Here is a 12,409-nt window from a genome sequence, read left to right on the forward strand (position 1 = left end):
TATCGGGTTCGTCATCTCGACGCCGCTCTGTGCCTGTGCGCGGAGCGGCGCTTCTTTATATCTGCGTCTCTTACATGCGGCTTGTCACTGTCGTCCTGATTGCCTTGCTGGCGCTCATTCAGTACCCCCTATGGTGGGGACACGGCGGCTGGCTGCGGGTGCACGAACTGCGTCAGCAGCTCGACGACCAACTTCAGAAGAACGCGGACGAGAAGCTGCGCAACGAGCGCACCGCCGGCGAAGTGCAGGACCTGCAGAGCGGCACTGCGGCGATCGAGGAGCGTGCGCGCTACGAGATGGGCATGGTGAAGGACGGCGAAGTATTCGTGCAGTTCGTGTCGCCGAATGCGCCTGCCGGGCCGCCGAACAACACACCGTCGAATACGTCGACGCGCGGTACCGTGTCCGCGGCGCCCGTGCGGGTCGTGCCGAATCCGCAGTCGATCGCGAAGCCGTCGCGCCATCATGGCGGCGACAAGGGCAAGGCGGCGCATCACTGAGCGCGATACGTCGAATCCATTGAAAAAGCGCGGGAAATGCCGCGCTTTTTTATCTCCTGCCAGTGATCAATCGGTCGGGCGATGCGAGCTCACCACCACCAGCCCGGATAGCCGTAACTGATGCCCGTGCCCCAGCGATTGCCCCAACCGCCGTAATACCCGCCGTAGACCGTCACGGGCGGCGGCGAGTAATAGGCCCACGCGCGCGCGGCCGCTTCGGCTGCCATCGCGCTGTTCTGCTCGCGCAGGACCTGCTGGTCGATCTCGTCGTAGCGCTTGCGTTCGGCGCTCGACAGCACGGGCGGCTGGCCACCCGACGCGCTCGGTTCGGGCAGGCGGCTCAAAATCGTGGAAGTCGGCGGCGGCATCGCGCAGCCGGCAAGCGCGAGCGTGCCGGCGGCCATGCCCGTCAGGACGATGGTGCGGATGGTGCAAAAGCGGCGGGGGCGATTCATGTGTTTCTCCTGCGGCGCGCCGACCGTGGAAAGCGGCTGGCACGAAAGGCCGGGCCTCCGGCGCCCGAGCCGCGCATGCGGCGCTCGTGCGTCATTATGCGCCCGTGCCGCGCCGGTGGCGGGCACGGGCGCGCGGCTCAGTGACGCTGGTCGGTCGCCGGCGCGATGCCGGTTTCGACACCGGGCGCCGCGAACAGTTGCGCGACGTCGACCGGATCGAACTCGTAGCGCTGGTTGCAGAACTCGCAGTGGATCTCGACGTGGCCGCGCTCGACGATCACGCTGTCGACTTCTTCGCGACCGAGCATGCGAAGCATTGCACCGACCTTCTCGCGCGAGCACGAACACTGGAAGCGCGTGCCGGCCGGTTCGAAATGCTGCACGTTTTCCTGCCAGAACAGCCGGCGGAACACGACTTCCGGTTCGACCTCGAGCAGCTCCTTCGCGGACAGCGTGCCGCCGAGCGTGCACACGCGCTCCCACGTGTCGATATCGGTTTCGGCGTTGCGCGGCACGATGCCGCCGTCGCCCGGCAGCTTCTGCAGCAGCATGCCGACTGCGCGGTCGCGATCGGCCGCGAGCCACAGCCGCGTGTCGAGCTGCTCCGAGTGATGCATGTAGTGCTCGAGTACCTGCGACACCGATTCGAGCGGGCCGTCGACGCCGTTCAGTGGCACGATGCCCTGATACGGCTGCTGGCCCGGCAGCTTGTCGGCCGGGTCGAGCGTGATCACGCAGCGGCCGTGGCCGCTCGCATTGACGAGCGCCGCGAAACGCGTGTCGTCGCCGATCGTCTGCGCGGCGTCACCCGAGAACTTCGCGGTGGCCCGCATCGACAGATCGGACCCGCACTGGACGACCAGCATCTGGACCGGCCCGTCGCCGAAGATCTGCATGATCAGGGTGCCGTGAAATTTCAGGTTCGCGGACAGCAGCGCGCACGCGGCCATCATTTCGCCGAGTACCGTGCGCACGGGGGCAGGGTAGTCGCGGCGGGCGAGTACTTCCTGCCACGTGTTGCGCAGCGAAACGATCTCGCCGCGCACGGGCGCCGCATTGAACATGAATTTCTGTAACTGGTCGCTCACTCTTCTTCCTTGAAATCCGTGCGAATCACCCGATCCGCACGAGTTGCTCCTTGAAATGCGCGCGTCGCTCGACATACGTCTTCGCGTTCGCGCGCAGCCGCGCGACGTCTTCGTCCGACAGCTCGCGCACGACTTTCGCCGGTGCGCCGAGAATCAGCGAGTTGTCCGGGAACGTCTTGCCTTCCGTCACGACCGCGCCGGCACCGACCAGACAGTTGCGGCCGATGACCGCTCCATTCAAGACCACCGCCTGAATCCCGATCAGCGAGCCTTCACCGATCGTGCAGCCGTGCAGCATGGCCTGGTGCCCGATCGTCACGTTCTCGGCAATCGTCAGCGGAAAGCCCGGGTCGGTATGCAGGACCGCCCCTTCCTGGACGTTGCTGCCGACGCCGACCGTAATCGTCTCGTTGTCGCCGCGAATCGTCGCGCCGAACCACACGCTCGCGTTTTCCTCGAGCACGACCTTGCCGATGATGGCCGCCGTATCGGCGACGAATACGCTTTCGTGGATCGTCGGGGCCGTCTCGCCCAGCTTGTAGATCGTCACGGAGTCTCCTTGTCTCTTCGATGACGGGCGCCGGTAGAATGGCGCGTCCGGTTTGCCCGGCGCATGGCGCCGCGGAACAAACGCATATTGTAAACCGTCGCGTGCTTGTGCTCCCGCGATGCGTACGCAAGGTGTCCCCGTTTTATGAGCATCGTGTCTTCTTCTTTCGGCCAGGTGCCGACCTGTGTGCGCAGCGTGGCGCTCGATGCGCTGCGTGTTGCCGAGCCGACGGCCAAGGCCGCGCAGGTGCGCGCGCTGCACGATGCGCTGCGGGCCGGGCAGGCCGCGATCGCGCCGGCGCTTCGACTGCGCGAACCGGCCGATCTGCCCGGCCGTCCGGCGCGGCCGCCGCTCGTCGAGCCGCGCCAGCTCGAGCGGCGCAGCATGCGGTCGCCGGAAGGGCGCGCCGTGCTGCTGCACGCGCTCGCCCACATCGAGTTCAATGCGATCAACCTCGCGCTCGACGCGGTCTGGCGCTTCGCGGGCCTGCCGGACGCGTTCTACGCGGATTGGCTGAAGGTCGCGGCCGAGGAGGCCTCCCACTTCACGCTGCTGTCCGACCGGCTCGCGGCATTCGGGCACGCATACGGCGATTTTCCCGCGCACAACGGGCTGTGGGAGATGTGCGAGCGGACCCGGGACGACGTGCTGGCGCGCATGGCGCTCGTGCCGCGGACGCTCGAGGCCCGCGGGCTCGACGCGTCGCCGCCGATCCGCGCACGGCTCGTGCAGGCGGGCGACGATGCGTCGGCCGCGATCCTCGACGTGATCCTGCGCGACGAAATCGGCCACGTCGCGATCGGCAACCGCTGGTTCCGGCATTTGTGCGACGCAGCCGGCCGCGATCCCGTGCCGACTTATCGGCAGCTCGCCGAGCAATACCACGCGCCGCGGCTGCGTGGCCCGTTCAATTTCGATGCGCGACGCGACGCGGGCTTCGAGCAAGCCGAACTCGACGAACTGGCCGCGCAGGACGCGGCGGACGAACGCCCCGCGCCTTAGCCGGATCACGCTCGGTTGCGTCCTCGGTGGCCGCCCGCCGGCTCGCGCGCCGGATCGACGGCGTGCTGCCCGCGGGCCCTGGGACGACCTTGCCGCTAGAGCGATACCTCGATTGCCGGCGGCCGGAACCGGAGTGTCGCCGCTATAATCGAACGACCATTCTTTTTTTCGGGCGGCTGCAATGAGTGCGTCGAATTCTGTTTCCGATTTCGTCACGGTGCGCGGCGTCCAGCTGCATGTGCGGCGCTGGGGCCGGCCCGATGCGCCGACGCTGTTTATGCTGCACGGGTGGATGGACGTCGCGGCGTCGTTCCAGTTCGTCGTCGATGCGCTCGCGGGCGATTGGCAGGTGATCGCGCCCGACGCGCGCGGCTTCGGGTTGTCCGACTGGCCGGTCGCGCGGCAGGGCGGCGGGCATTACTGGTTCCACGAGTACCTGGGCGACCTCGATGCGCTCGTCGACCGCTATGCGCCAACCGGCGAGGTCAATCTGGTCGGCCACAGCATGGGCGCGAACGTCGTGTGCCTGTATGCCGGCGCGCGGCCGGAACGGGTGCGGCGCGTGGTCGACCTCGAAGGGTTCGGGCTCGCGCCGGCCCGCGCCGAACAGGCGCCGCGCCGGCTGCGCGGCTGGCTCGACGAGCTGCGCGAGCCGCCCGCGCTACGGCCGTACGCGTGCCTCGACGACGTGGCGGCGCGCCTGATCAAGACCAATCCGCGACTCGACCCGCGCCGCGCCGCGTTTCTCGCCGAACACTGGTCGAAACGCGGCGACGACGGCCTCTACCACCTGCTGGCCGACCCGGCGCACAAGATCCCGGGCCCGCTGCTGTACCGGCTCGACGAAGTGATGGCCATCTGGAAGCAGGTGCGCGCGAAGGTGCTGCACGTCGAGGCCGTCAATTCGCCGACGCTCGCGCACCTCGCAGGCGACATCCCGCTGCCCGAATTCAAGGCACGCTTCGACGCATTCCCCGACTGGCGCGAGAAGCTCGTCGAGGATGCCGGCCACATGGTGCATCACGACCAGCCCGAGCAGATCGCGTCGCTGATCGAGGCGTTCTGCGCGTAGGCGCGTGGCGGCGCCGGCACGGCAGGCGGGCGGCGCAATTGCCGCGTTGCAGTAGAATGAGGCCTTACCTGCCATGCCGACAATGAACGCCGATCTCCACTGCCATTCCAATGTTTCCGACGGGTTGCTGTCACCTGCCGACGTCGCGCGCCGCGCGCATGCGGGCGGCGTGACCCTGTGGGCGCTGACCGACCACGACGAGATCGGCGGGCAGGCGGCGGCGCGCAGCGAGGCGGAAGCGCTCGGCATGCGCTATCTGAGCGGCGTGGAGATTTCGGTCACGTGGGCTTCGCGCACCGTACACATCGTCGGTCTGCACATCGATCCCGCCCATCCGGCGCTGGTCGACGGCCTGTACCGCACCCGCCACGGCCGCGCGGCGCGCGCGCTGGCGATCGCGGAGCAGCTCGCGACGCTCGGCATACCCGGCGCGTACGAAGGCGCGCTGAAATACGTATCGAATCCCGACCTGATCTCGCGCACGCACTTCGCGCGCTTTCTCGTCGAGAACGGCCACGCCGAATCGACGACCGACGTGTTCGACCGCCTGCTCGGCGACGGCAAGCCCGGCTTCGTCCCGCATCGCTGGGCGTCCCTGTCCGACGCGATCGGCTGGATCCGCGCGGCGGGCGGCGAAGCGGTGGTCGCGCATCCGGGCCGTTATCGCTATACGCCGGTCGAATTCGACGCGTTCTTCGGCGAGTTCATCGATCTCGGCGGTCGCGCGATCGAGGTCGTCACGGGCAGTCACACGCCCGACCAGTACCGCGAATACGCGGACGTCGCGCGCCGCTTCGGCTTCGAAGTGTCGCGCGGCTCGGATTTCCACGCGCCGGGCGAGGGCCGCATCGAGCTCGGCGACCTGCCGCCGTTGCCGCCCGACCTGACGCCGGTCTGGGAGCGCTGGCTCTGACGCCGGGCGGCTTCGGGCCGCCCGCGTTGTCGCCGATACGCGCATCCGACTTCTCCCTCTTTACGTGTCCCCATGTCCCAGTTCTTCAGGATTCATCCGGATAATCCGCAGCCGCGCCTGATCAAGCAGGCGGTGGAGATCGTCAGCAAGGGCGGCGTGATCGCGATGCCGACCGATTCGAGCTATGCGCTCGCGTGCCATCTCGACGACAAGGATGCGGTCGAGCGCGTGCGCCGGATTCGCGGCCTCGACGAGAAGCAGCATCTGTCGCTGCTCGTGCGCGACCTGTCGGAGCTTGCCAACTTCGCGATGGTCGACAACCGCCAGTACCGGCAGATCAAGTCGGTGACGCCGGGCCCGTACGTGTTCATTCTGCAGGCGACGAAGGAGGTGCCGCGCCGGCTGTCGCACCCGTCGCGCAAGACGATCGGGTTGCGCGTGCCCGATCACGCGATCACGCTCGCGCTGCTGGAGTCGCTTGGCCAGCCGCTGCTCGGCACGACGCTGATCCTGCCGCCGGACGACGAACCGCTGAACGATCCCGAGGAAATCCGCACGCGGCTCGAGAAGCAGGTCGACCTCGTGATCGACGGCGGTGCGTGTCCGCGCGAACCGTCGACGGTGATCGACCTGACCGGCGATGCGCCCGAACTCGTCCGCGCGGGGCGCGGCGCGCTCGAACCGTTCGGGCTTTCGGCCGCATGACGCGCCGTGCCATTTTTGCGCGAGTGCGCTTGTTACAATAACGCGATATGGATGCTTCCCTGATACAGACCATCGCCGTCTACGCGCTGCCCGTGATCTTCGCGATCACGCTGCACGAGGCCGCGCATGGTTACGCCGCGCGGCTGCTCGGCGACAACACCGCCTACGCGATGGGGCGCGTGTCGTTCAATCCGATGCGCCACATCGACCCGCTCGGCACGATCGCGATTCCGCTCGCGATGTACTTCCTGACCGGCGGCGCGTTCCTGTTCGGCTATGCGAAGCCGGTGCCGGTGTCGTTCGGCAACCTGCGCAATCCGCGCTGGGGCAGCCTGTGGGTCGCGCTCGCGGGGCCGGCCTGCAACTTCGTGCAGGCGCTGGTCTGGGGCCTGCTGACCCTCGTGCTGCCGGCCGTCGGCATCGACGAGCCGTTCTTCACGCGGATGGCGTTCGCGGGCGTCAGCGCGAACCTCGTGCTCGGCGTGCTGAACCTGTTTCCGCTGCCGCCGCTCGACGGCGGCCGCATCCTTGCGGCGCTGCTGCCGACCAGGCAATCGATCGCGCTGTCGCGCATCGAGCCGTACGGTTTCATCATCGTCCTCGTGCTCGTCACGACGGGCGTGCTGACGAACTTCTGGCTGCGTCCGCTCGTCAATGTCGGCTACGCCGTGCTGAGCGCCGTCCTGTCTCCCTTCGCCTCGCTTTTCTAACGACAATCATGTTCCCAGAACGTATTTTCTCCGGCATGCGACCCACCGGGTCGCTGCACCTCGGTCATTACCACGGCGTGCTGAAAAACTGGGTGAAGCTGCAGTCCGAGTACCCGTGCTTCTTCTGCGTCGTCGACTGGCATGCGCTGACGACGCACTACGAGACGCCCGAGGTCATCGAGAAGAACGTGTGGGACGTGCTGATCGACTGGCTCGCGTCCGGCATCGACCCGGCGCAGGCGACGCTGTTCATCCAGAGCAAGGTGCCCGAGCATGCGGAACTCGCGTTGCTGCTCGGCATGAGCACGCCACTCGGCTGGCTCGAACGCGTGCCGACCTACAAGGAGCAGATGGAGAAGCTGAAGGACAAGGATCTGTCCACCTACGGCTTCCTCGGCTACCCGGTGCTGATGGCCGCCGACATCCTGCTGTATCGCGGCTCGCTCGTGCCGGTCGGCGAAGATCAGGTGCCGCACGTCGAGATGACGCGCGAGATCGCGCGCCGCTTCAACTACCTGTACGGCCGCGAGCCCGGTTTCGAGGAGAAGGCGCTCGAAGCCGCGAAGAAGCTCGGCGGCAAGCGCGCGAAGCTCTATCACGAGTTGCGTAACGCGTATCAGCAGGAAGGCGACGACGAGGCGCTCGAACAGGCGCGCGCGATGCTGCAGGAATCGCAAAGCCTGTCGATGAGCGACCGCGAGCGCCTGTTCGGCTATCTCGAAGGCGCACGCAAGATCATCCTGGTCGAGCCGCAGGCGCTGCTGACCGAAGCGTCGCGGATGCCGGGCCTCGACGGGCAGAAGATGTCCAAGTCGTACGGCAACACGATCGGCCTGCGTGAAGACGCCGAGACGATCACGAAGAAGGTGCGCACGATGCCGACCGATCCCGCACGCGTGCGCCGCACCGATCCGGGCGATCCCGACAAGTGCCCGGTGTGGCAGCTTCACCAGGTCTATACGGACGAAGCGACGCACGAATGGGTGCAGAAGGGCTGCCGCTCGGCGGGTATCGGCTGTCTCGACTGCAAGCAGCCGGTCGTCGAAGGCATCCTGCGCGAACAGCAGCCGATGCTCGAGCGTGCGCAAAAGTACATGGACGACCCGTCGCTGTTGCGTGCGATCGTCGCGGACGGTTGCGACAAGGCGCGCAAGTACGCGACGGAAACGATGCGCGACGTGCGCGACGCGATGGGCCTGTCGTACAACTGATCCGGCGCATGAGCGAGTCCGTCATCGCCGCCGCGGGCGGCCACGTCGGCCAGGCCGAGCCGTCGCGCTGGGTTGCGCAATGGGCGCGGCTCGTGCCGGCCGGCGGGGCGGTGCTCGACGTCGCGGCGGGCGGCGGCCGCCATGCGCGCTGGTTCGCGTCGCGCGGGCATCCGGTCGTCGCGCTCGACCGCGATCCGGCCGCGCTGGCCGCGTTGCGCGCGATTCCCGGTGTCGCCGCCCGCGCGGCCGATCTCGAAGGCGCGCCATGGCCGCTGCCGGCCAGCGAGCGGTTTGCGGCCGTGATCGTCACGAACTATCTGCATCGCCCGCTCTGGCCCCATCTGCTCGCTGCCGTGGCGCCGGGCGGCGTGCTGATCTACGAAACCTTCGCGCAAGGAAACGAAACGGTCGGAAAGCCGTCCAACCCCGCGTTCCTGCTCGCCCCGGGCGAGTTGCTGGATGCCGTGCGCGGCCATCTGCGGGTGGTCGCGTACGAGGACGGTTTCGTCGCCGCGCCGCGCGAGGCGTTCGTCCAGCGTCTTTGCGCAGTGCGCGAGGGCGCGACCCCGACGGCGGGGGCGGGAATTCCACGTTACGAACTGCCCGGCTAATCCGCTACAATCTCAATGTTTACCGGTACACAATCAATCGCGTTTCATGGCTAACGGCACCCAAGACGGCATTCAAATCCGCGGCAGCATCCCCGCGATCGTCACCCCGATGCTCGAAGACGGCAGTCTCGACCTGCCGGCGTTTCGCAAACTGATCGACTGGCACATCGCGGAAGGCACCGATGCGCTCGTCGTCGTCGGTACGAGCGGCGAGTCGGCAACGCTCAGCGTCGAAGAGCACATCCTGATGATTCGTACGGCGGTCGAGCATGCGGCCAAACGCATCCCGATCATCGCGGGCGCGGGCGGCAATTCGACCGCGGAGGCGATCGAGCTGACGAAGCACGCGAAGGCGGTCGGCGCGGACGCGACGCTGCAGGTCGTGCCGTACTACAACAAGCCGACGCAGGAAGGCATGTACCGCCATTTCCGGACGATCGCCGAAGCGGTCGACCTGCCGGTGATCCTGTACAACGTGCCGGGCCGTACGGTCGCGGACATGGCGCACGAGACGACGCTGCGCCTCGCGCAGGTGCCGGGCATCATCGGCGTGAAGGAAGCGACCGGCAACATCGATCGCGCTGCCCACCTGATCAAGGCCGCGCCGAAGCATTTCGCGATCTACAGCGGCGACGATCCGACCGCGATCGCGCTGATGCTGCTCGGCGGCCACGGCAACATCTCGGTGACCGCGAACGTCGCGCCGCGCGCGATGAGCGAGCTGTGCCGCGCTGCGCTGGCCGGCGACGTGCAGACGGCCCGCACGCTGCACATGAAGCTGTTGTCGCTGCACAAGAACCTGTTCATCGAAGCGAACCCGATCCCGGTGAAGTGGGCGCTGCAGGCGATGGGCAAGATGCAGGGCGGCATCCGGCTGCCGCTCACGGCGCTCGACGAGCGCTGCCACGATGCCGTGCGTTCGGCCCTCGTCGAGGCCGGCGTTCTCGCCTGATGCCGAGGTGGCCGCGTCCTGCGGCCGCCGGCTCGACCCCTGATCAACCCGCACCGGCCGGCTCCGTCCGGCGCCGCTCCTGACGAGCGTTCTAGCAAGACGAAGGATTTCATGAAACGTTTCGCCTTTTCCTCTCGTGCCATCCAGTTGTCGGTGATGGCGCTGGCGCTGGGCGCGCTCGCCGGCTGCGATACGCTGAACGACTACCTGGCCCCTGACCGGGTCAACTACAAGAACACCGGCTCGGCGCCGCCGCTCGCGGTGCCGAGCGACCTGAAGCCGGTGCCGACGACGCAGCAGTTCGTCGCGCCGCCGACCAATGCCGGGCTCGGCACGCTGCCGCCGCGGGCCACGACGCAGGCTGGCAACGCGACCGACGGCATCCCGAGCGCGCAGGATCCGCTCGGCATGCACATCGAGCGCGACGGCGATCGCCGCTGGCTCGTCGTCGACGGCCGGACGCCCGAGCAGCTGTGGCCGATCCTGAAGGAGTTCTGGCAGGAGAACGGCTTCTCGCTGAAGACCGATGCGCCGTCGACGGGCATCATGGCCACCGACTGGGCCGAGAACCGCGCGAACATTCCGGACGACTGGTTCCGCCGCACGATCGGCAAGGTCATCGATTTCGCCTATTCGTCGGGCACGCGCGACCGCTTCCGCACGCTCGTGAACCGTACGCCGGACGGCAACACCGACATCTCGATCACGCACAGCGCGATGGAAGAAATGATGGTCGGCCCGCAGGGCGGCACGTCGTCGCGCTGGGAAGAGCGTCCGCGCAACCCGGTGCTCGAAGCCGTGTTCCTGTCGAAGCTGATGCAGAAGTTCGGCCTGACCGACGCGCAGGCGAAGCAGTTGCTGACCGATGCGCGCCCCGCGACGGCGCCGGCGCAGGTCGCCGACACGAGCGGCGGTGCAGCGACGCTGCAACTGGCCGAGTCGTTCGACCGCGCGTGGCTGCGCGTGGGCCTGGCGCTCGACCGGACCAACTTCACGGTCGACAATCGCGACCGCGAGAAGGGTGTCTACACCGTGCGCTACGCGAACTCGATGGAAGAGCTCAAGCGTGACGGCCTGTTCGGCAAGCTGTTCTACGGCGGCCCGTCGGCGGCCAAGCCCGGCAAGGAATATCTGATCAACGTGCGCGCGCAGGGCAATGGCGGTACGCAGGTCGCCGTGGTCGGCGCGGACGGCCAGGTCGACAACTCGTCGGACGCGCAGCGGCTCATCTCGCTGCTGCACGCGCAACTGAACTGAGCGCGTGCGATTCGCCAGCCTCGGAAGCGGCAGCGAGGGCAACGCGCTGGTCGTCGAGGCCACGAGCGGCACGACGACCACCCGCGTGCTGCTCGACTGCGGCTTTTCCGCCAAGGAGGTCGAGCGCCGGCTTGGCCGACTGAATCTCTGCATCGCCGATCTCGATGCAATCCTCATTACCCACGAACATAGCGACCATGTCGGCAGTGCGCTGACGCTCGCACGCCGTGCGTCGCTGCCGCTCTACATGAGCTGGGGCACCGCGCGCGCGGTCGGCGCGGACGAGGCCGATGTCGATCTCCACGTGCTGTGGGGCGACGAGACGGCCGCGATACGCGATCTGGCCGTGATGCCCTATACGGTCCCCCACGATGCGCGGGAACCGCTCCAGTTCGTCTTCACGGACGGAAACCGCCGGCTCGGCGTGCTGACGGACGTCGGGATGGCCACGCCGCACATCACGGCCGTCCTGAGCGGCTGTGACGCGCTGGTGCTCGAATCCAACCACGATACCGCGATGCTGGCTGCCAGCCGCTATCCGCAGTCGCTGAAGGCGCGGATCGGCGGCAACCACGGCCACCTGAGCAACGACGCGGCGGCCGACATCCTCGCGTCGCTCGAACGTAGCCGTCTCCAGCATCTGGTCGCGGCCCATCTGAGCCAGCAGAACAACCTGCCGGAACTGGCCCGCCAGGCGTTCGGCGGCGTGCTCGGGACGGACGGGGAAGACGTGATCGTGGCCTCGCAGGACGCGGGCTTCGACTGGCTGATGCTCGGATGAGCGGGGCGGGGCCGCTGCGGCGGCTTCAGGCCGCTGCCGGGCGCTCGATTCGAAAGCGGCAGACGTAAAAAAACCGGCCCTCGGGCCGGTTTTTTTCAGCTGATGCTGAAGGCTTACTGGCTTGCGCCCGAAGCCGGAGCAGCCGTTGCTGCCGAAGCAGCCGACGCCACTGCAGCAGCAGCGTCGCTCGCAGCAGCCGTTGCCGACGAAGCAGCAGCCGAAGCGTCGCTCGCAGCACCAGCAACTGCCGAAGCAGCCGACGAAGCAGCAGCAGCCGCGTCGCTTGCAGCCGACGAAGCAGCTTGATCAGCGCTCTTGTTGCAAGCAGCCAGTGCAACAGCAGCCAACAGGGAAGCTACGAGGAGGGATTTCTTCATGATCACGTCCTTTTATGGTTAAAGGTAAGCAACAGCGCGAAACAATACCGGTAATGTGCTCCAACACCGACCTGGGCCGCTGGTGGAGACGCACTTCTAGAGCGTGAATCTTCCCTACGGCTTGGGCGGAAATTATATGCACTTTCCTATCGACCGTCGACAAATGCGGGGTCAATACGTTGTCTTTCCCATACAGAATTTGATCTGTACGGGCATACGGGGCGA

General features: G+C 67.3%; 16 protein-coding genes. 11 read left to right on the forward strand and 5 right to left on the reverse strand.

The features are described 5' to 3' along the window. The first annotated feature begins 74 nt into the window (after positions 1 to 74). Complete coding sequence (ftsB, locus tag WS61_RS29290; RefSeq protein ID WP_059505783.1) at positions 75 to 500, forward strand: cell division protein FtsB; 426 nt, start codon at positions 75 to 77, stop codon at positions 498 to 500. Between the two features lie 89 nt (positions 501 to 589). On the opposite strand, the gene WS61_RS29295 is transcribed toward ftsB, so the two are convergent. From WS61_RS29295 to WS61_RS29305, 3 genes are all read right to left on the reverse strand, one after another. Then, entirely contained in the window at positions 590 to 955 is a 366-nt protein-coding gene (locus tag WS61_RS29295; RefSeq protein WP_059505786.1) for a hypothetical protein, read from the reverse strand. 137 nt (positions 956 to 1,092) lie between these two features. Continuing rightward, the gene (gene hslO, locus WS61_RS29300) at positions 1,093 to 2,043 is read right to left on the reverse strand and encodes an Hsp33 family molecular chaperone HslO (protein WP_034207735.1); all 951 of its coding nucleotides are present in this window, start codon (positions 2,041 to 2,043) and stop codon (positions 1,093 to 1,095) included. Positions 2,044 to 2,068: 25 nt separating this feature from the next. Beyond that, positions 2,069 to 2,593, reverse strand: coding sequence for a gamma carbonic anhydrase family protein (locus tag WS61_RS29305; protein WP_059505788.1), 525 nt, complete (start codon positions 2,591 to 2,593; stop codon positions 2,069 to 2,071). 144 nt (positions 2,594 to 2,737) lie between these two features. On the opposite strand from WS61_RS29305, the gene WS61_RS29310 reads away from it, so the two are divergent. From WS61_RS29310 to WS61_RS29355, 10 genes are all read left to right on the forward strand, one after another. Next, complete coding sequence (locus WS61_RS29310) at positions 2,738 to 3,595, forward strand: ferritin-like domain-containing protein (protein WP_059505790.1); 858 nt, start codon at positions 2,738 to 2,740, stop codon at positions 3,593 to 3,595. Between the two features lie 181 nt (positions 3,596 to 3,776). Continuing rightward, complete coding sequence (locus tag WS61_RS29315; RefSeq protein ID WP_059505792.1) at positions 3,777 to 4,667, forward strand: alpha/beta fold hydrolase; 891 nt, start codon at positions 3,777 to 3,779, stop codon at positions 4,665 to 4,667. 82 nt (positions 4,668 to 4,749) lie between these two features. Beyond that, on the forward strand, positions 4,750 to 5,580 hold the full coding sequence (locus WS61_RS29320; RefSeq protein ID WP_059506088.1) for a 3',5'-nucleoside bisphosphate phosphatase: 831 nt from the start codon (positions 4,750 to 4,752) through the stop codon (positions 5,578 to 5,580). 72 nt (positions 5,581 to 5,652) lie between these two features. Next, positions 5,653 to 6,285: an L-threonylcarbamoyladenylate synthase gene (locus WS61_RS29325; protein WP_006478414.1), complete on the forward strand. Its 633-nt coding sequence runs from the start codon at positions 5,653 to 5,655 to the stop codon at positions 6,283 to 6,285. A 47-nt stretch (positions 6,286 to 6,332) separates the two neighbouring features. Next, positions 6,333 to 6,995, forward strand: coding sequence for a site-2 protease family protein (locus WS61_RS29330; protein ID WP_034207732.1), 663 nt, complete (start codon positions 6,333 to 6,335; stop codon positions 6,993 to 6,995). Between the two features lie 8 nt (positions 6,996 to 7,003). Further along, positions 7,004 to 8,206 carry a tryptophan--tRNA ligase gene (locus tag WS61_RS29335; protein ID WP_006487046.1) on the forward strand — a complete coding sequence of 401 codons (1,203 nt, stop codon included), beginning with the start codon at positions 7,004 to 7,006 and terminating at the stop codon, positions 8,204 to 8,206. A gap of 8 nt (positions 8,207 to 8,214) precedes the next feature. Continuing rightward, positions 8,215 to 8,817, forward strand: a complete 603-nt coding sequence (locus tag WS61_RS29340) for a bifunctional 2-polyprenyl-6-hydroxyphenol methylase/3-demethylubiquinol 3-O-methyltransferase UbiG (protein ID WP_059505793.1) — start codon at positions 8,215 to 8,217, stop codon at positions 8,815 to 8,817. Between the two features lie 46 nt (positions 8,818 to 8,863). Further along, positions 8,864 to 9,769 (forward strand): 4-hydroxy-tetrahydrodipicolinate synthase, encoded by a 906-nt coding sequence (gene dapA, locus WS61_RS29345; RefSeq protein ID WP_059505795.1) that lies wholly within the window; start codon positions 8,864 to 8,866, stop codon positions 9,767 to 9,769. 111 nt (positions 9,770 to 9,880) lie between these two features. After that, entirely contained in the window at positions 9,881 to 11,026 is a 1,146-nt protein-coding gene (bamC, locus tag WS61_RS29350) for an outer membrane protein assembly factor BamC (protein WP_059505797.1), read from the forward strand. A 4-nt stretch (positions 11,027 to 11,030) separates the two neighbouring features. Beyond that, positions 11,031 to 11,807: an MBL fold metallo-hydrolase gene (locus WS61_RS29355; protein ID WP_059505799.1), complete on the forward strand. Its 777-nt coding sequence runs from the start codon at positions 11,031 to 11,033 to the stop codon at positions 11,805 to 11,807. 25 nt (positions 11,808 to 11,832) lie between these two features. On the opposite strand, the gene WS61_RS34465 is transcribed toward WS61_RS29355, so the two are convergent. Further along, a complete protein-coding gene (locus WS61_RS34465) occupies positions 11,833 to 12,144 on the reverse strand; it encodes a hypothetical protein (protein ID WP_179949720.1) in 312 nt (103 codons plus the stop codon). Beyond that, entirely contained in the window at positions 12,114 to 12,359 is a 246-nt protein-coding gene (locus WS61_RS36125; protein WP_011657350.1) for a hypothetical protein, read from the reverse strand. The genes WS61_RS34465 and WS61_RS36125 overlap by 31 nt, the downstream gene beginning before the upstream one ends. Positions 12,360 to 12,409 lie beyond the last annotated feature (50 nt).

The organism is Burkholderia sp. ABCPW 11 (assembly GCF_001523445.1).
Classification (GTDB): domain Bacteria; phylum Pseudomonadota; class Gammaproteobacteria; order Burkholderiales; family Burkholderiaceae; genus Burkholderia.

Coding starts and splice junctions, on each gene's coding strand:
- WS61_RS29330 (WP_034207732.1), top strand. CDS start 6,333: ATGGATGCTTCCCTGATACAGACCATCGCCGTCTACGCGCTGCCCGTG.
- WS61_RS29315 (WP_059505792.1), top strand. CDS start 3,777: ATGAGTGCGTCGAATTCTGTTTCCGATTTCGTCACGGTGCGCGGCGTC.
- WS61_RS29335 (WP_006487046.1), top strand. CDS start 7,004: ATGTTCCCAGAACGTATTTTCTCCGGCATGCGACCCACCGGGTCGCTG.
- WS61_RS29295 (WP_059505786.1), bottom strand. CDS start 955: ATGAATCGCCCCCGCCGCTTTTGCACCATCCGCACCATCGTCCTGACG.
- dapA (WP_059505795.1), top strand. CDS start 8,864: ATGGCTAACGGCACCCAAGACGGCATTCAAATCCGCGGCAGCATCCCC.
- WS61_RS29340 (WP_059505793.1), top strand. CDS start 8,215: ATGAGCGAGTCCGTCATCGCCGCCGCGGGCGGCCACGTCGGCCAGGCC.
- WS61_RS29325 (WP_006478414.1), top strand. CDS start 5,653: ATGTCCCAGTTCTTCAGGATTCATCCGGATAATCCGCAGCCGCGCCTG.
- WS61_RS29310 (WP_059505790.1), top strand. CDS start 2,738: ATGAGCATCGTGTCTTCTTCTTTCGGCCAGGTGCCGACCTGTGTGCGC.
- bamC (WP_059505797.1), top strand. CDS start 9,881: ATGAAACGTTTCGCCTTTTCCTCTCGTGCCATCCAGTTGTCGGTGATG.
- WS61_RS29320 (WP_059506088.1), top strand. CDS start 4,750: ATGAACGCCGATCTCCACTGCCATTCCAATGTTTCCGACGGGTTGCTG.
- ftsB (WP_059505783.1), top strand. CDS start 75: ATGCGGCTTGTCACTGTCGTCCTGATTGCCTTGCTGGCGCTCATTCAG.